Source organism: Vibrio sp. 10N.261.51.C6, from assembly GCF_041471785.1.
In the GTDB taxonomy this organism is placed as follows: domain Bacteria; phylum Pseudomonadota; class Gammaproteobacteria; order Enterobacterales; family Vibrionaceae; genus Vibrio; species Vibrio crassostreae_C.
Genome location: NZ_JBFRPB010000033.1, coordinates 181,598 through 197,933 on the forward strand (window position 1 = coordinate 181,598; position 16,336 = coordinate 197,933).

Here is a 16,336-nt window from a genome sequence, read left to right on the forward strand (position 1 = left end):
TATGGCGTTGCGTCTTCCTCCTGCTTGGGCGATTGTCCTCGCAGGCTTGATACTCAACATCATGGCGATTGTCATGTCGAGTTTGGTGCTCGATAAAATTGAAGCTGAGAAAGCGGAATACAACGATCGCAAATACGGCAATGTGTACTCAATACAGCTTGCTTGGAATACGATTGAAACCCTAGAGCGCAAGCGTGAAGCGATTTTGATTCACCTTGATAAACCAGAAACGGTGCAGCCGACCACGGTTCTCGACGAAGCACTGCGTGGGCAACTTAGGCGTTGGGTGAGTAGCGAAGTGCCAAGTATCTCTTTGGCTCACTTACCGAAACTGATGATGCTGATAAACAGTGCACAAGAAGCGCAACGAACTCGAATCGATGATTACTATTTGGATAACCTGACCTTGGTTGAGTTAATCCAAAGGCTTGATGAGAAAATGGCTTTCTATAAGAACATCGCCCTGTTTCTTCAAGTATTTGGCTTGGCGCTTATCTTAGCTCGCGATCTCGCTAGAAGACCTTAATCTTTAACCTTACTTCGTTCATTTACTTATCGACTTGTACCGTTAGCGAGACTCGTTTGGCAGGTTAGGGTGCTGTTGGCCTTGGTACTTTGGTAACTGTTCTTTTAGCCCCTTAAACGTGCTCAGTGCACTGCCTATCGATAACTTGTTCATCAACCAATTTGGCAAGATGCCACCTGCGTTCGCATACGCGGTGTAGGTGATGTAGGTATTGCCATTAGTCAGCGGTTGCAGCGTCCAAAGAGCGTCCACATCGTAGATTCGAATGTACCCCGACTCTTTCGCCAAATAGTTCGACGCATCCTTTATCGACAAGACAAACTGACCATCTTCAATGCTGTATTTTGAGTAGGTCACCATGTCTCGATCTCTGGCAGGCCACGGTGCTTTGAATTGGGTATAGACGATGTTTTCATCTTCAGATATCTGCATCAACACACGGCTTTGCGATACATTATCTATCCAGTTTGGCACGTTCTCACTGTCTTCCAATAACAGTAAAAAACCGGAGTAAGTGGTGGGCGTTTGCATCTGTGCTCGTATTTCGACCAAGCCTTCGCTGTGTGGCCTTTTATCAATCATGATGCCATCTTCACTTTTGACGAACTGCCATGGGTTGGCATAAGTCAGTGTCGATAGGGCGCAGAGGCCGAGTACCAAAATCTTAGGTAATGTCATTATTCTTCCATAAAAAGAAAAGCTTATCTGCTAGGAGTATAGAATAGAAATGGACTTAGTAGGTGTTGCCAATCGCTTTGGGTTGGCCTCTTTGGGGAAAATCCCAATGAAAACGGAAGCGTTCGGTCGCTTCCGTTTTATTCTTGGGCAATGGATAAGCGCTGTAGGCTAGAGCTTATAGGCTTCTACGGTTTTGATGGTTGTCCAGTTGCTGTTGGCGTCTTGGATGAACTCTTGTGTATTCTCCAGCCAGCGTTTCTGAACCGATTTGTCTAAGTTCAGATACAACTTTCCATCTTCCATCTTCCACCTTCCAAGCGAGAGGGTCGGTTTCAAACTTCTTACCCATGGCTACTCCAAACGCGCAGTAACCGCCATATTGAGGGGCATAGGCTTCTGGATTGGCTCGAAATTCATCTCTGTTTTCACTGCTCGCAAAGTTATAGATCGCATTCTTATAGGTCGCTGTGAACTCAGATGTGCCTTTTACTGGACCTTCATTGGCAAAGTAAGCGACAGGATCATAGCCTTTAATTGCGAGGTTATTGCTGTCGACACTCATATCAAGGTCTGCTGCCATTAACGAAAAGCTGGTGCCTAGTAACGCGGCCATTAGAGTGATTTTTTGACTGGTCGATTTCATGTGTGACATATCAAGTTCCTTGTCAGTGTTGGTTATCTTGTTTGAAATAATTTAGCCCACTCTTCCGGTCTATAGAGGGACAAAAGAACTAAAAACTAAGCGAATCGTTCGGAGGATGCATGGATCTGCTTTCACAACTAATGGAACACTTCTCGATACGCACTGGCGTTTTCTATTCTGGAAACCTGTGTGGAGTATCGTCATTTAACGCGCAACAAGGTAAAGAGGGCCACCTTCATGTATTGAGCGCGGGGGAGTTGAGCTTGTCTAGCGCTCACACGGAACACAGGCATTTGTCGCAGCCTTGCATTGTTTATTTGCCGAAATGGCGTCACTGGCCGCGATGTCTCGTACTCAGTTTATTGAAGCGTTCAAACGGGAAGTGGGTGAAACGCCGGGAGATTATGTGCAAAAGTGGCGAGTCTCTGTTGCTCAATCTCTGTTATTGCAAAATAAGCCGATCAATTGGGTCGCTGATGAAGTGGGTTACAATAGCTATTCAGGATTCTCACGTGCTTTTCAACATGTTGCCGGAGTGTCGCCGCGCCTTTGGCTAAAGCAAAATGCGTCGTGAAACGGCAGGCAATCCCCACCCGATTTATGGCTATTCGTATCTGGCTGGTCTATGTTTTAGCGGAAATTGTATGTAGTTTGTTCTTTTATCGGAAGAGGGTGTAAAAAGGTGGACTTTATAAGCTCGTTGTAACATCCTGCCCGTCCTATTTTATCTAGACACCAATGAGACGAAGTGCCTGCTGAACATTATTCAGCCTCCCGTATCTCATTAAAGTATTAAGGAGTTCAACTTGAACCTATTTGTAAGAGACCTTACCGTTATCGATTCTTCATACATCTGTGAACACAGAGGGGTCGTAGGAGATAGTTGGATTTTAGATGTCACCATGTCTGGTGAACTTAATGAAATGAGCATGGTGCTGGATTTTAGCAAGGTCAAAAAGCAGATCAAACAGCTTGTCGATGAGCATGTTGATCATCGTTTGCTGCTGCCAATGCAGAGCGCTGCAATTGTTCTTCAAGCGAGCAAAGCGGGCTACTCTAAGGTTGATGTGTTGCGTGGTGACAAGAGTCTTCATCTACATTGCCCTGATGAAGCATATTGCCTCATTGATGCAGAAGCGATCACCATCGAGAGTGTGACCGCACACGTTTACAATATTCTTCGCGATAACCTACCAAGTAACGTCACAGGGTTAGAGATCACCCTACGTCATGAGAACATTAATGGCGCGTTCTACCACTACACCCATGGTTTAAAAAAGCATGATGGCAACTGCCAACGCATCGCGCATGGTCACCGTTCTCCAGTAGAAATCGTGGTCGATGGTCAGCGTGACGGGCAACGTGAACAAGCATTTGCTCAGCGTTGGGAAGACATTTATTTAGGTTCTAAAGAAGACCAAGTTTCAGTTTCATCACTTAACCTGAGTGAAAACGCGAACAGTGTTAATGATGAAAGTCACTATGGCTTCCGCTACACCGCGCCACAAGGCGAATTTGAGCTAGCGATTGCTAAGAGTGAGACGGAAATTTTACCGACAGATACCACGGTGGAATTACTTGCTGGCTATATCGCGGATCAAGTTGAACCGAGCCTAGCAGAGAACCAATCACTACAAATCGTCGCTTATGAAGGTGTTGGCAAGGGCGCAATGGCGTTCCGATAACACTCCAGCGAGTGACACAGTCTCATTACTGACATGATGAAATAAAGGCAAGATAATCCGTTATCTTGCCTTTACTTTTTGTGACTCTTTAAAACTGATTTAGCTGATGATGTTAGGCACAAACACTAACGAAGCAGCACACGTCGCAGTGGTGTTTTTTCGATTCCAACAACCAACCCGAAGCTCAACAATACGGTGCCAAAAAATACCGTAACGTCTTTTGCCAATTCCGTAATGCCTAAAACTCCACAGACATTGAACAACACGATAATGATCAGCAAATGGCTGACGTAGATACCTAGCATGCGATTTGAAATGGCGCGAACCCAAGCGTAGTTACCCATGCTTGGATTTGCTAAAAGCCACATGAACACGCCCATCCCCCATAGCGCCGTGCCAAACAAGAAATCATTCATGTTGAATCCGACGTCGAACGTGGTGAGCCATGATGCCTCAGCAAAATGAATCAACATGCCTAACGCTAATAACCCCAACGCTTTAGTTGATGACACCTTCCATTGATTCTGACGAATAAGGAAACCTAAGGTCACCATTAACGTGCTAAAGAACGGGCCATTACGCGTGAAGAAAGGTGCTTCTACCCCGGTTAGCGTTGCGTAGCTGCCCGCTAAAACACCATAAACGTAAAGTACAATGGCCGCTGGTAATAGCAGTTTGTCGAGTTTCATTTCGACTATCAAAGCAATGATCAAAACTGCACATACGAGAGCGGGAATAAACCATAAATGAACCAATCCACCCTCTAAGAAAGAGTTAAGTGGCGTGTTCATTAAGAAACCCCAATAGCCTTGGCGCTCACCTAGGTAACCAAACTCTTCTACCTTCGCGAGGTTGAATGGCATCACTAAGCAAATGATGCTCCATGCTAACCAAACCTTAAGCAGTGGTTTAGAGTAATTAATGACGGTTTGCCACGGGGAGGCAGTCAGCTTGGGCTGAATAAGATAACCGGAAATTAGGAAAAACAGAGGTACCGCAAAACGAGCGGTTTGGTTGAGTACATAACCGATCCAAGGCACTTCATCTATTTGCCAATAAGTGAGTGCCACTTGGCCATGTAAACCAATGATCGCCAAGATAGCAATCACTCGACCCAACTCAATACTGGCGATGTGTTGTGAAGGCGTATGTTGAACGGAAGACATATCAGATCTCTTAGTAAAATTTTTACGAAATCTAGCAGTCTTTATGCCCAACCAGTTAGTCCTAAATCAAGGCTTATGACCTTTGTTTCAAGGCTAGTGTCGGTTTTTTGAAGCCTGTCGCAGCTATATTAAATCCATTGCAGTAAGTACAAAAATACCGAGAGTACAAGTGATAAGAGAAACAACAGTAGTAAGCGCGATGATGTTAGCCGCCAGTGTTGAGTTTCCTCCCATCGCACGAGCCATAACGTAGCTTGCCGCTGCCGTTGGTGCCGCGCTCATCAAGAAGATAAGCCCGAGATCGAGCCCTTCAAATCCTAAGTAACCAGCCGCCAATGTAATCAGTAACGGTGAGGCAATTAACTTGTAGCTAGAGGCAAACCACGTCGATAACTTTTCTTGTTTGAGCGAGCTGATATCGAGCGACCCACCGGTACACAGCAGTGCTAAAGGCAACGTCATGTTGGCAAAATATTGACCAGCATCAGTGACCATTTTTGGGATAGGAATCGAAAGTGCATAGAAGACGACCGCTAAGAAAATAGCGATGATCAATGGGTTTTTGGTAATCGACTTAGCGATCACTTTAATCGCTTTCGCGCCTGTGTCTTCGCCTTTGGGTGTCAGTGCAATTACGGCTTGAATGTTATATAGCACGGTTAGGGATGCGACATAGATAGCCGCCAATGCCACGCCTTGGTTACCATAAATATTAGCTACATAGGCGAGGCCGATGATCGCGGTATTAGCGCGGAATCCACCTTGGACAATCACACCTTGATCTTTCGAACCTTTAAATACTAACTTGGTCGAGAAAATCGTGAACAAGAAAAAGATAAAGTTAGCGATGACGCCAAAGGCAACTAACGCGCTACTGGCTGAAAAGTTGTGATTCGATTGAACAATACTCAGAAATAGCATCGCGGGTAGGGTGACTTGAAAGACCACCTTAGATGCGACATCAATGAAATTGTCGTTGATTAAGCCGATTCGTTTGAGCATCACACCAAGAAACAGCATTAAACAGATAGGGCCTGTTACTGACGCCGAAAACGCAAACTGTTCCCAAAGTGTGTTCATTGTTTTTCCTTTGTTAGTCGATTTCAATTTCCTTTGAATACTGTCGCATTTTTCCACAATTCTTTGAGAAGAGAAATTGAATCCCAATAGATAAGTAAAAATCTTTGAAAAAAAGAACGAACGTGCTAAAAATAACGTATCAGATTTATCCTTGGTGAATAATGAGTAAAGGAAAGATAACCAAAGAGTATATTTTGAGTCATGCATTCGCACTTGCGAGTGAAAACGGGCTTGAGAGTTTGACGATTGGCGAATTAGCCAAACAGTGTGGCATGTCTAAGAGTGGCTTGTTTGCACACTTCAACTCTAAAGAAAACCTGCAACTCTCTGTACTCGAGTATTCCAACGCCATATTCACTGAAAGAGTCATCATTCCGGCGAGAGAGTTGGGCGACGGTGATATTGAAGCCAAGCTGAAACAACTGCTCGATAATTGGCTTGGCTGGAACCATTCGTTCCAAGGCAGCTGCATGTTTATTGATGCTTGGAAAGATGCAGGCAGCGAAACTTCTGTGATTCAGAAGGCACTGCAGAAAACCATTTCAGTGTGGATTGATTACTTGACGATTCAGGTAGAAAAAGCGGTTGAAAGCAAACAATTCAGAGCCGATTTAGACCCGAAACAGGCAACCTTCGAGTTGTACGGTCTTTATTTGAGTGCGAACTTGTTCTACTCATTACGGGGCCAACAAGCCAGCCACACTCATTTTTGGAGTGGTGTAGAGCGCTTAATCGCTAGCTGGAAAGAGGTTTAGCTCGCAAAGCATCTGAGTTTTGTTTAACTAAGGCTTATAAGAAATTTTAAGAGAAGTGGCGGCAAGCAGCCATAAAAAGCGCTATCGCCATTTTTTACACTAACAAATAGCACGGTCGTTCGATTTTTAGGGCCGAGCTCGATCCGCCAATGATGATGGCGATACAAGGAACGGTCATGAGTGACAAAATCTATTTCAATACATCGAACAAATTCAGCTTCAAGCGTAGCTTGATTGGCGCTACAACCAATCTGCACTACATTTTAGCGCCGAGTCATGCAAAGAAAACGGCACGTAAACTGCTGCTCACTCCGATGCGTACCGAGCAAAAAAACGCGGATCCACAAGGGCTTATTAAGAGTGAAATCAAAGGTCGTGATGGCGTTTTAAAAACCTATTCTTTGGGTACGGGGCCTGTTTGGGTGCTGACTCATGGTTGGTCTGGCACCGCGAGTCAATTCTTTCCTTTAATGGAACACATCGCTGCTAAAGGTTTTACTGCAATGGCTTACGATCATCCTGCTCATGGTGGCAGTGATGGCGTACATGGTCATATCCCAGCGTTTGTGAATGGTTTGGAAGCTGTTCTCGATTCGGTGGGTGAAGTAGCAGGTTTAGTTGGTCACAGTATGGGCACGGCTTCTGCGTTGGAATGTAAGCACGTTAAATTGGAAAACAAGCCATTATTGCTGATTGCACCTGTACTGGATTATCTAGAAAACCTATTTGGCAGCGTTGCGCGTTCTGGCTACTCAATGAAGTTGTTTGAGGCGGTCGTGGGTGAAGTGGAAGAGCAGTTTAACTATCCAATTCAGTCTGTTGATCCCTATGGAAAGCTAGCGCTTCGTGAGTCTCAGACGATCATTGTTCATGATGAGCAAGACAAGTTTACTAAGTTTGATGTGTCTCAGCGAGCAGCTAATGAAATGGGTCGCGTTACCTTGATTGCGACTCAAGGCCAAGGTCACGGGCGAGTGATGAAGTGCCCACAAGTGTTTGAGAGCTTTGATAACTTAATTGGCTAAGCACAACGAGCGCAAGTCAGTAGGACGCCAGTAAAAAGATCCTAAGCTCAAAGCTAAGAAAACAAACATTAAAAAGGCCAACCAGACATTATCTGGTTGGCCTTGCTTTTAGGTGCTTAGTTGGTGTTTAGCTCAATCCTATTTTTAGTTAGCACAGCTTGCTGGGCCGATCTCTTTCCACACGCCCCATTGGCCTGTCGTTGTTGGATCTTCACCGGTTGTCCACCATTTCGCTTCCCAAACCTTACCGCCTTGAGTCACTTGGTCGCCACCAGTGTAAACCGCGCCTGAATCCCAAGCGTTAGTACACGTACCGCCGCCTGTGGTTTTCTTAAGAACTTTCACTGAAGTAGCTGCTACCGATGTCTCTGTGCCATCGCTGACTGTTACAGAGAAGTTCAGCGTTGTATCTTTCGTGTATTCCGCTGCGACAAAGCTCACTGAAGAACCTTGAACCATTGCATCAATACCAGCAGGTACATCCCATGTGAAGGTCAATGTGTCTTGGTCAGCATCGCTTGAAGCCGATGCATCAACCACGACTACATCACCCGCATTCACTTCAGCCGGAGCCGTAACCACTGCTACTGGTGCTGTGTTTACTGGGCCTGTATCTTTAGGGCTTACTGTTACAACAACGGTGTCAGTAGAAGTAGCACCTTCGTTGTCCGTTACCGTTAGGCTGAAGGTTAGTGTTTCTTGCTGAGCGACTTCAACAACATCGAAGCTCGCAACCGCAGCATTAGCGTTCGCCAGTGTTACTGCTGTACCGCCGACTTGAGACCAAGCGTAGCTCGCGATTGTACCGTCGCTGTCTTTTGAAGCGCTGCCATCTAGAGAAACAGAAGCTGGGCCTTCAACCGATTGGTCTGTACCTGCAGCTGCCGTTGGTTTGCGGTTGACAGGATCAGTTGTACCGCCCGCTAGGCCTTCATGCATTGCATTCAGGATGTCGCCGTTATCTGCATCAATTTCCCAAGAGAATAGACCCGCAAGGCCAAGGCTACGAACGTACGCGCCTTTTGCTTTTACAGAGCGATCATCATCAAATGTGATGAGCTGACCTGAAGTGCGGTTCCAAACGTAAGGCGCTTCTGCCATTTCGTCATAGCCATATTCGAAGCCGTTGATGCCTTGGTTATTCGCGCCAAGCATGTTTGCTTTAATGCCTTTGTAATCAATAACGCCATCTTCCCATACGCCTTGCGCAGAGCTGCCTTTCAGTTTGCCGTTACCCACCCCTGTCATAGGGTCGCTAGGATCGGTGAGTGATGATGGTAATACGCCTTCCCAACCACGACCGTACATCGCTGTACCAACCACAAGCTTGTTCGCTGGAACACCTTGCTCAAGCAACAGTTGGATGCCGTTGTCTGTGGTGTAAGCTGGGCCTGTGTATTGTTCGCCATTTTCATCAAGGCCTGTGCCATCACATTGACCAGGACGCATGAAGTTACCGCAGTTTAGTGCTGTTTGGTGACCTAACACGTTGTTCCAACCGCCGTAGAAGTCGTAAGTCATTGCGAAGATGTAATCCATGTATTGGATAGCATCGCCGTAGTTCACGTCTTCAATCTTATCGTGACCAACACCGATCGCAGAAGTGAGCTCGTAAGTACGACCGTTTTCCGCTTCTAGCTCATCTAGCATCACGCGAAGTTCTGCCATCAGTGCAATGTAAGCTGGGCCGTCATTTACAGGATCACCAAGGTCTGGAGCAGCACCGCCACCACCAGGGAATTCCCAATCGATATCCACACCGTCGTAGAATTTCCATGTGTTAAGGAATTTCTTAACAGACGCTACAAAGGTGTCACGGTTGGCTTTAGTTGTGAAATCAAAGAACGGGTCAGACAGCGTCCAGCCACCAATCGATGGGATGATCTTCAAATCAGGATTACGCTGTTTGAGCGCCATCATCATTGCGTAGTTACCCTTGATCGGTGAGCTGTATTCGTGGCCCGCTTGAGGGAAACTCTTCTGGAAAGCAGCCCATGGGTCGTGAATCACTACTTCGTAATCATTAACACCCTGACAAGCTGTCATGAGGGCGTTGTAGCTGTTTCCACCTACCGATTTTACTGATTCGTTAGGACCACAAATTGGGATGAAGCCGTAAAGGATGTGGGTCAAGTTATCAGCAGGTAGGTTATCTACCGTGTAGTCACGACCATAAATACCCCACTCAACAAAGTAAGTACCGACTACCGTGTTTGGATCTGTGTTGTATGACTTGTTGTTTGGATCCACATTCATCGCAAGTGGCGCTAAGTGTGCGCCATCTGTATCGGCAATCGTGATTTTAGCGGGTGCGCTTTTGCTACAACCTGTTTCGTCACACGCTTCTATTTCCATTTCGAATAAGCCGCCTTGGCCATATTCGAATGAAGCCGTGGTTTGGCTGCCAGTGATTGGGCCAGTGGCTACTTTAACGCCATCAAAGTAGATGTTGTACGTGTTTCCTGACGTTCCGCTCCATTGGTTGAACTTAACGTCGACTTTTGCTTTGTCGTGATATTTAACCATCTGGTTGTAGCCAGAGGTGGTTTCCATCGCGAGTTCAATTTTAGAAAATTGCAGGTTGTTGGAACCGTACATGTCGATGCTAGGTGCTGTTGGAGCAGCTAATGCTGTACCAGATAGCGCTAGAGCAATGCTTGCAGCACAGGTATTTATACGAATCATACTATTTCTCTCATTCCTTGAAGATTACGAGAACCCAATGGCCCCATAAACGGCTCCAATCAGTTTTGAAGGAGCTTCCCAGTCAGTATTCGAGAGAGTTTTAATTTCATAACTGAAAATAAATCCGTTTTCGATGGACAACTAAAAAATTGTATCTTGTTACAATTCTGTTGCTTAATGAATGAGAGGCTGAGTCCATGTTTTATAAAATAAAACATCCTTCAGTAGGAAAATCTCACAAGTGAAAATTCACGACATGAAGTTATGAAAAGGTGCGACAAACTATAAGAAAATACTGTGGATTGAAGCTGAATCACAAAGTGAAGTATGTTGAGCGAGCGGGGTCGATCGACGGGTAAACTTGAAGACGAATGCTTATGGCAGTATGGATAAGAGGGTTATCTTTTGAATTGCTCAGCTAAGGAAGCGCGTCGTTGTTGCATGACACTATGGGTATCACCAGTCGCAGTATCTTCGTAGCCTTCTTTAATAAATTGCTGAGATGGTACGCTTGGCTCTAATCGCTTTAAGCGAGGCGAATCGTAAGTACCACTGATGGTGTAAACGGTGGTTCCAGAGCCAGTGTTGATCGTGACGATCTTCCCGTCAAAATCGAATGAGGTAGTGATAAGACGATGATTCATCATCACACCGTTTTCTGAAAGTGTCAGGATGTCGGTGTTGTAAGGTGGCGCCGCAATCTCTATCCATGTGCCATAGACGTTGCTTGGGCTGACAGATTGCTGGTGGGCTTGGTAAGCAAAATAGCCGGCGGTGAGGGCAACCATAAAGCCAGCTAATAGGAAGCCGTAGAGTAACGAGTTGGCAAATAGATCTCTGCTTTTAGTCGGCTTTTTTGCCATTATCTCTTCATTTTTCGACTGATATTGTTTTAGATTCTATTAACTAAAACCTTAGTTTGCAAAAATTGTTCTAAGAGTTAGAAGCAGGATCGAATGTTCTAATAAATTTGGTTGCGTTAGTGGTTTTTAGCCTTGCTCCTCAGTATTTACGTTATCAATGAAAGCGAATTCCAGAAATGCTTAAGCTATGCGTATTTATTTCTTGTAGGAAAGTCTCGAATTGGTTAAAACAATTATCACCTAAATTTACGCATAGGCTTACTCGGTGAGCTCAATTATTGCAATTTGAAGATAACAAGGAAGTACAATGATTAAAGAAAACACATACTTTGAAGGTGGCGTTAAGTCGTTAGCGTTTAACCAGTCTGGTGCTGATGTGAGTGTTGGTGTAATGGCGGCTGGTGAGTACACTTTTGGTACTGCGGCTCCAGAAAAGATGACCGTTGTTAAAGGTGCTTTGATTGTAAAGCGTGTTGGCGATGATGATTGGACGACATACCAATCTGGTGAGTCTTTTGACGTTGCGGGTGACTCTTCATTCGACCTACAGGTAAAAGAAGCGACAGCTTACCTATGTGAGTATTTGTAATCAGATCTAAATTTGTTCAATCAGGGCATCGTTTGTCTCTGATTGAATAGAAAAAAACCACGCTCTAGGAGCGTGGTTAAATAAGTGATAGTAACCGGCAGTGGATAGTGTCACTTGTTTTTGTAGTCATCAAATGGATGACTAAATCGTTGTTCGTTGCAAAATCTCTTCAATCTTCAATCTTCAATCTTCAATCTTCAATCTTCAATCTTCAAAGCTCAAAGCTCAAAGCTCAAAGCTCAAAGCCAAGACATCAGTAAGTCTCAAACACACCGTTGTTGTAGTCTTGAATTGTCTGTTCAATCTCTTCCATCGAGTTCATGACAAACGGGCCATAATGCACAACCGGCTCATTAATCGGCTGACCAGAAAAAATCAGTACCCCTGAATCTTCCAAGCTACCCAAAGACAGCAAGTCAGCTTTGGTGAGCAGGGCAAGTTGACTTTGGTTGATCACTTTGTCGCCGATCTTAATACTACCCTTGTACACGTAAGTCATGGCATTGTGATTAACATTAGTCCCTAACGTCACTTTTTGCCCAGAATGAGAGCGCCAATCCGCAACGCTTAATGGCACACCTGTTTTCTGTAATGGACCCTGCGCTCGTAAAGCCTCTGAATCCTTGTCAGTTTGGTTGTGCAGTTCAAACCCTCCGGCAATCACTCTTAACAAACCACTTTGTTCACTTTGATGCTCCGCGATGCTTTCACTTTGGAAATCGTGATACTGAGCTGGCTGCATTTTGTGTGTCGCAGGTTGGTTTATCCAAATCTGAAAACCATGCAGCGCACCTTCTTCCATCATTGGCATTTCGCTGTGAATGACACCACGGCCTGCGGCCATCCATTGAGCGCCACCGCTGCGTAGCTCTCCAACATTCCCCATATGGTCTTTGTGTTGGAAGTGACCTTGGAGCATGTAAGTGAGCGTTTCTATCCCACGGTGAGGATGTGGAGGAAAGCCGCCAACATAGTCTTTGCTTTCATCCGACTTCAGTTCATCAATCATTAAAAATGGAGAGAAACGTGCGTTATTAAAACCTGCGAGTCGTTGGATTTTGACGCCATCACCATCTGAGGTGGCATGTGCTGTAATCACATGATCTACTGCTCTCACATTCGTCATTTTGAAACCCTCATAAACTTGAATAGCTGTAGTTTATGTAATTTGATTTAAAAAGAAGATGGCACAGCGTTGAGTGACTTATTCGAAAATCTTGAACAGGTAACAATATGAAATTATGTCTATAATCAATAGAGAGTATATCGCCAAGGAGGCCGCTATGGCAGTTCAGCAAAAACATGGCGAAAGGCATGGTCGGATAGGTTTTGATAACGACTTTACAACGGAGCAAAGCCAGCGCTTTACAGAGGTTGCAAACAGCGCAGTTAAACGCCGCGTGAAAAAACGTGAGATAGAAGCGCCGTTTATTCAGTCAGCTAAGCAAGCCGCTTTTAAAACCGTGGTGAGGCGACCTAAAGGGAATAACCCAAACCGAACACGTCAAGTCATATGGATTATTATGATCGGGTTAGTGAGTCTTTGGCTTATGTACCTTGCAGGTTAGCAGCGCCGCTCCGTTATAGGAATGGCTAGCGTTGGCGCGTTTTTAATAGCGTAACATTGTTCCCTTCGATCTTCGCTTCAAAGCAATCTTCAAGTTCAGATGAATCCGGTGCTGAGCTAACAAGGCTCGTTGGTAGTTCTTCTATCAGGGTCGATACTGGGTTGTCGTGATAATAAGCATATCGGTTTTTTCCTGAATGCTTGGCAACATACATCGCTTTATCAGCACATCTCGTCAGCTCATGTAATTCTTGGGCATCTTGCGGATACAAAGCAACCCCAACACTTAACGTCAATTCCTTGATTCTCTCGTTTGTTTGACAGCCGCTTTCGAACAGCCCGCAGATCCTATCTAGAATGCCGTCTAGATCTTTACGAGTTGGCACATCGTAGAGCATCAGAACAAACTCGTCTCCAGCAAAGCGCGCGATGGAATAATCGTATTCATGGCTTTTTCTGTCTCTGGTTCGAATGTTGTTGCTCAAGCGATTGGCAAAATGCTGTAAGACACTGTCTCCCACATCGTGCCCGTAGCTGTCGTTAATGCCTTTAAAGTCATCTATATCCAAAAAGACCAATGCCGTAAGTGATCGCTCACTATCCACTGTCGCAAGCTTTTCCACCGCCCAGCGCTCAAAGCTCCAACGGTTGGCCAATCCGGTAAGTTGGTCTCTGTAGGCCAGATCTTCAATGCCTTCTTTATAAAGGCGTTGGATATAACTGACGGCTTTTGTGTAGTAATAAGCGGACGTGTGACACACCAAGCTCATGGTAAACAGGCTAAGAATAAACCGATGTGTGCTGTTAAATGGCAGAGAAAAGTTATTGGGCATTGCCGTAATTAAGGTGCTGATAAACAAACAAAATGAGGTGCTGAAGATGATTCCAATTCTGAAGTCATTGATAAAAATCACCGCCGCCAGAATAGGGTAGAGCCAGAGGATGCGATCTGGGATGGCGTGACTGTACAAGAATAGGATGACGCCCTGAACTAGAAGAACACCACTCAGAATCAATTCGGAATACTCAGGATTGATGACTTTTCTTACATATAAAGCGTTAGAAATGGCAATGATGGCGAAGCACAATTCGAATATTGACAGCGTGTAATGCTCGCCTTCGAAGTAAGCCCAAGTATAGAAAATGAATAACGCAGCGGCAGTCAGTGAAAAGGAGTGGACAATTTTTTGCTTGCGGGTGGATCGTATGTCCGCCATTTCTTCTAGGTGCCTGCCGACGAGCCTTTTCATGTGATCTGTGCCAAAGTTTTTGATAATGGTGTTAATAGTAGATTAAATAACAAGCTATGCAGAGGCTTAGATGTCTATTTAGTGTGACTACTATCAAGGTTTCATATGAAAGGCTGTTCAATCAATTCCAAATAGTGATGTATATCACCGATGGTGCTGGTCATCTCTAGAAGATTAGATTTAAGCATCAAACTTGTAACCGTTGTTTGATCTTTATCTACTTGCTTTCCAGAGAGTTACTCCACATAGTTTGTAAACGACCAAAATTAAGAAAGGCTCATTATGTTAATTACCTTTAGTTGTAAAGCTCATGCTAGTGTCACGATGTTTGGTGAAGTCGGCCTCCAGTTCATCAAGATGCTTGGGCATAGCGGCTCCATCCCAGGTGCTATGGATGCTTCAGAGGTTCCTCAAGCTCTGGATAATCTACGTGCTGCTATTGCAGCAGAGCAGAGCAAGTCCGTAGAGCATGAAAATACTGATGACGACAATGAAGAAGAGGTGGTTGAAGCGCCTGTTAATATCGGTAGTCGAGCGTTCCCACTGGTTGAATTATTAAAAGCTGCCATCAAAGATGAATGTGAAGTAATGTGGGAAGACGGTAGCGGCAAGCGACTGTAGTACGATTCACGCGAAACGTAACAAGCCTATTGAATCTATTTTAATCAGAATGAATGCTGAACCAGTATCGGACACACCATGACCATGGAGTTTTATGGTGATGAACCGATACTGGTGTTTTTTTAGTGAAGTAATCCACTCGTTTCTGTTTATTTACAAGGTTCGTCAGCCCTGAAATGAGTGACTTTTGTTATCGTAATATCAATCCATAACAGACCGTAAACAAAGTGATGCTGTTCACGCTTTCTTGACTCCCAATTCTGAACTAAGAATTTTTCCTAGTTATTCTAAGACCCTCTCTCATGCGGTCGATTTTTAGACTCCTTATTATTTCACGGTCAACTAACAAACAATGTATGGCCGCAATTATGCCGTGCAGACCTCACAAAAAATAAGAGAGTTCACAATGTTAAAGTTCCTAGATCAGGTTCGAAAACCGACGCTGGATCTTCCGGTCGAAACTAGAAGAAAAATGTGGTTTAAACCATTCCTACAATCTTACCTCGTCGTGTTCATTGGTTATCTAACCATGTATTTGATCCGTAAGAACTTCAATGTCGCGCAAAACGACATGATTTCTACTTATGGATTATCGATGACGGATCTAGGTCTTATCGGTCTGGGTTTCTCTATCACTTACGGTATCGGTAAAACCGTCGTTTCCTATTATGCCGATGGTAAAAACGGCTTTGTTTCCTAAATCAGGGAACTAATGCTTAAAGCTACGATCAGATCATCTAAGTTCACTCACATACTTAGAGCAATGCCAAAGCCTCGCTACAGAACAACTAACTGGAAACAATATAACCAAGCCCTAATCAATCGTGGTTCACTGACATTCTGGATTGATGAGGAAGCGATTCAACAGTGGAAGCAACTCAAGCAAGGTAAACGAGATCGACCTCGATTGTTTAGTGACTTAGCCATTACGACCGCCCTCATGGTTAAACGAGTATTCGCGATGCCGTTGAGAGCGTTACAAGGATTCATCGATTCTGTTTTCAAACTCGCTCAACTCCCGTTGTCATGTCCTCATTATTCATGCATCAGTAAACGAGCCAAAACGGTTAATGTGTCATTCAAGACAAAGACCCGAGGCGCAATACAGCATTTAGCCATTGATGCAACAGGGCTAAAGGTCTACGGTGAAGGTGAATGGAAAGTAAAAAAACATGGTACTGACGGGAAGCGTCGAGTTTGGCG

General features: G+C 44.7%; 16 protein-coding genes and 3 pseudogenes. 11 read left to right on the plus strand and 8 right to left on the minus strand.

Going from position 1 to position 16,336, the window contains the following annotated elements:
- The first annotated feature begins 1 nt into the window (after position 1).
- Complete coding sequence (locus tag AB4375_RS09570; RefSeq protein WP_017061527.1) at positions 2–526, plus strand: hypothetical protein; 525 nt, start codon at positions 2–4, stop codon at positions 524–526.
- Positions 527–568: 42 nt separating this feature from the next.
- On the opposite strand, the gene AB4375_RS09575 is transcribed toward AB4375_RS09570, so the two are convergent.
- Positions 569–1,204 carry an START domain-containing protein gene (locus tag AB4375_RS09575; RefSeq protein WP_102398472.1) on the minus strand — a complete coding sequence of 212 codons (636 nt, stop codon included), beginning with the start codon at positions 1,202–1,204 and terminating at the stop codon, positions 569–571.
- Between the two features lie 49 nt (positions 1,205–1,253).
- On the opposite strand from AB4375_RS09575, the gene AB4375_RS09580 reads away from it, so the two are divergent.
- On the plus strand, positions 1,254–1,376 hold the full coding sequence (locus AB4375_RS09580; protein ID WP_017061529.1) for a hypothetical protein: 123 nt from the start codon (positions 1,254–1,256) through the stop codon (positions 1,374–1,376).
- On the opposite strand, the pseudogene AB4375_RS09585 reads toward AB4375_RS09580, so the two are convergent.
- A pseudogene (locus AB4375_RS09585) lies at positions 1,373–1,856 on the minus strand (YHS domain-containing (seleno)protein). The gene AB4375_RS09580 and the pseudogene AB4375_RS09585 overlap by 4 nt on opposite strands.
- A 110-nt stretch (positions 1,857–1,966) precedes the next feature.
- On the opposite strand from AB4375_RS09585, the pseudogene AB4375_RS09590 reads away from it, so the two are divergent.
- Both AB4375_RS09590 and AB4375_RS09595 read left to right on the plus strand, forming a co-directional pair.
- Positions 1,967–2,421 (plus strand): annotated as a pseudogene (locus AB4375_RS09590) (helix-turn-helix domain-containing protein).
- A gap of 232 nt (positions 2,422–2,653) precedes the next feature.
- A complete protein-coding gene (locus tag AB4375_RS09595; protein WP_104216219.1) occupies positions 2,654–3,532 on the plus strand; it encodes a 6-carboxytetrahydropterin synthase in 879 nt (292 codons plus the stop codon).
- A gap of 125 nt (positions 3,533–3,657) precedes the next feature.
- Here the strand turns inward: AB4375_RS09595 and AB4375_RS09600 are convergent, their stop codons facing one another.
- Together AB4375_RS09600 and AB4375_RS09605 are read right to left on the minus strand one after the other, a co-directional pair.
- The gene (locus tag AB4375_RS09600; RefSeq protein WP_372051440.1) at positions 3,658–4,698 is read right to left on the minus strand and encodes an acyltransferase; all 1,041 of its coding nucleotides are present in this window, start codon (positions 4,696–4,698) and stop codon (positions 3,658–3,660) included.
- Positions 4,699–4,821: 123 nt separating this feature from the next.
- Complete coding sequence (locus AB4375_RS09605) at positions 4,822–5,778, minus strand: AEC family transporter (RefSeq protein ID WP_017072390.1); 957 nt, start codon at positions 5,776–5,778, stop codon at positions 4,822–4,824.
- A 161-nt stretch (positions 5,779–5,939) separates the two neighbouring features.
- Here AB4375_RS09605 and AB4375_RS09610 point away from each other — a divergent pair, with 161 nt between their 5' ends.
- Positions 5,940–6,533: a TetR/AcrR family transcriptional regulator gene (locus tag AB4375_RS09610; RefSeq protein WP_372051442.1), complete on the plus strand. Its 594-nt coding sequence runs from the start codon at positions 5,940–5,942 to the stop codon at positions 6,531–6,533.
- A gap of 176 nt (positions 6,534–6,709) precedes the next feature.
- Positions 6,710–7,558: an alpha/beta hydrolase gene (locus AB4375_RS09615; protein ID WP_076648613.1), complete on the plus strand. Its 849-nt coding sequence runs from the start codon at positions 6,710–6,712 to the stop codon at positions 7,556–7,558.
- A 144-nt stretch (positions 7,559–7,702) separates the two neighbouring features.
- Here the strand turns inward: AB4375_RS09615 and AB4375_RS09620 are convergent, their stop codons facing one another.
- Together AB4375_RS09620 and AB4375_RS09625 are read right to left on the minus strand one after the other, a co-directional pair.
- The gene (locus AB4375_RS09620; protein ID WP_372051444.1) at positions 7,703–10,243 is read right to left on the minus strand and encodes a glycosyl hydrolase family 18 protein; all 2,541 of its coding nucleotides are present in this window, start codon (positions 10,241–10,243) and stop codon (positions 7,703–7,705) included.
- A 398-nt stretch (positions 10,244–10,641) separates the two neighbouring features.
- Positions 10,642–11,106, minus strand: coding sequence for a DUF2850 domain-containing protein (locus AB4375_RS09625; RefSeq protein WP_017065063.1), 465 nt, complete (start codon positions 11,104–11,106; stop codon positions 10,642–10,644).
- 307 nt (positions 11,107–11,413) lie between these two features.
- Here AB4375_RS09625 and AB4375_RS09630 point away from each other — a divergent pair, with 307 nt between their 5' ends.
- On the plus strand, positions 11,414–11,695 hold the full coding sequence (locus AB4375_RS09630; RefSeq protein ID WP_017057600.1) for a pyrimidine/purine nucleoside phosphorylase: 282 nt from the start codon (positions 11,414–11,416) through the stop codon (positions 11,693–11,695).
- 253 nt (positions 11,696–11,948) lie between these two features.
- Here AB4375_RS09630 and AB4375_RS09635 read toward each other — a convergent pair whose 3' ends face one another.
- Positions 11,949–12,821 (minus strand): pirin family protein, encoded by an 873-nt coding sequence (locus AB4375_RS09635; protein WP_372051445.1) that lies wholly within the window; start codon positions 12,819–12,821, stop codon positions 11,949–11,951.
- A 157-nt stretch (positions 12,822–12,978) separates the two neighbouring features.
- Between AB4375_RS09635 and AB4375_RS09640 the strand changes: the two genes are divergently transcribed.
- Positions 12,979–13,263, plus strand: a complete 285-nt coding sequence (locus AB4375_RS09640) for a hypothetical protein (RefSeq protein WP_017061541.1) — start codon at positions 12,979–12,981, stop codon at positions 13,261–13,263.
- A 25-nt stretch (positions 13,264–13,288) separates the two neighbouring features.
- On the opposite strand, the gene AB4375_RS09645 is transcribed toward AB4375_RS09640, so the two are convergent.
- Positions 13,289–14,479, minus strand: a complete 1,191-nt coding sequence (locus AB4375_RS09645) for a GGDEF domain-containing protein (protein WP_171733670.1) — start codon at positions 14,477–14,479, stop codon at positions 13,289–13,291.
- A gap of 315 nt (positions 14,480–14,794) precedes the next feature.
- Between AB4375_RS09645 and AB4375_RS09650 the strand changes: the two genes are divergently transcribed.
- The 3 genes and pseudogenes from AB4375_RS09650 to AB4375_RS09660 all read left to right on the plus strand — a co-directional run.
- On the plus strand, positions 14,795–15,133 hold the full coding sequence (locus AB4375_RS09650; protein WP_017061543.1) for a DUF1840 domain-containing protein: 339 nt from the start codon (positions 14,795–14,797) through the stop codon (positions 15,131–15,133).
- 406 nt (positions 15,134–15,539) lie between these two features.
- Positions 15,540–15,818: pseudogene (uhpT, locus tag AB4375_RS09655) on the plus strand (hexose-6-phosphate:phosphate antiporter); the annotation flags it as partial.
- 78 nt (positions 15,819–15,896) lie between these two features.
- On the plus strand, positions 15,897–16,336 hold a 440-nt coding region (locus AB4375_RS09660), incomplete at its 3' end, for an IS5 family transposase (protein ID WP_372051447.1).

Bases quoted from the DNA above. Each gene is read 5' to 3' on its own strand.
- AB4375_RS09650 (WP_017061543.1), top strand. From the start codon at position 14,795: ATGTTAATTACCTTTAGTTGTAAAGCTCATGCTAGTGTCACGATGTTT.
- AB4375_RS09620 (WP_372051444.1), bottom strand. From the start codon at position 10,243: ATGATTCGTATAAATACCTGTGCTGCAAGCATTGCTCTAGCGCTATCT.
- AB4375_RS09610 (WP_372051442.1), top strand. From the start codon at position 5,940: ATGAGTAAAGGAAAGATAACCAAAGAGTATATTTTGAGTCATGCATTC.
- AB4375_RS09575 (WP_102398472.1), bottom strand. From the start codon at position 1,204: ATGACATTACCTAAGATTTTGGTACTCGGCCTCTGCGCCCTATCGACA.
- AB4375_RS09615 (WP_076648613.1), top strand. From the start codon at position 6,710: ATGAGTGACAAAATCTATTTCAATACATCGAACAAATTCAGCTTCAAG.
- AB4375_RS09635 (WP_372051445.1), bottom strand. From the start codon at position 12,821: ATGACGAATGTGAGAGCAGTAGATCATGTGATTACAGCACATGCCACC.
- AB4375_RS09645 (WP_171733670.1), bottom strand. From the start codon at position 14,479: ATGGCGGACATACGATCCACCCGCAAGCAAAAAATTGTCCACTCCTTT.
- AB4375_RS09600 (WP_372051440.1), bottom strand. From the start codon at position 4,698: ATGTCTTCCGTTCAACATACGCCTTCACAACACATCGCCAGTATTGAG.
- AB4375_RS09630 (WP_017057600.1), top strand. From the start codon at position 11,414: ATGATTAAAGAAAACACATACTTTGAAGGTGGCGTTAAGTCGTTAGCG.
- AB4375_RS09580 (WP_017061529.1), top strand. From the start codon at position 1,254: ATGGACTTAGTAGGTGTTGCCAATCGCTTTGGGTTGGCCTCTTTGGGG.
- AB4375_RS09640 (WP_017061541.1), top strand. From the start codon at position 12,979: ATGGCAGTTCAGCAAAAACATGGCGAAAGGCATGGTCGGATAGGTTTT.
- AB4375_RS09605 (WP_017072390.1), bottom strand. From the start codon at position 5,778: ATGAACACACTTTGGGAACAGTTTGCGTTTTCGGCGTCAGTAACAGGC.
- AB4375_RS09625 (WP_017065063.1), bottom strand. From the start codon at position 11,106: ATGGCAAAAAAGCCGACTAAAAGCAGAGATCTATTTGCCAACTCGTTA.
- AB4375_RS09570 (WP_017061527.1), top strand. From the start codon at position 2: ATGGCGTTGCGTCTTCCTCCTGCTTGGGCGATTGTCCTCGCAGGCTTG.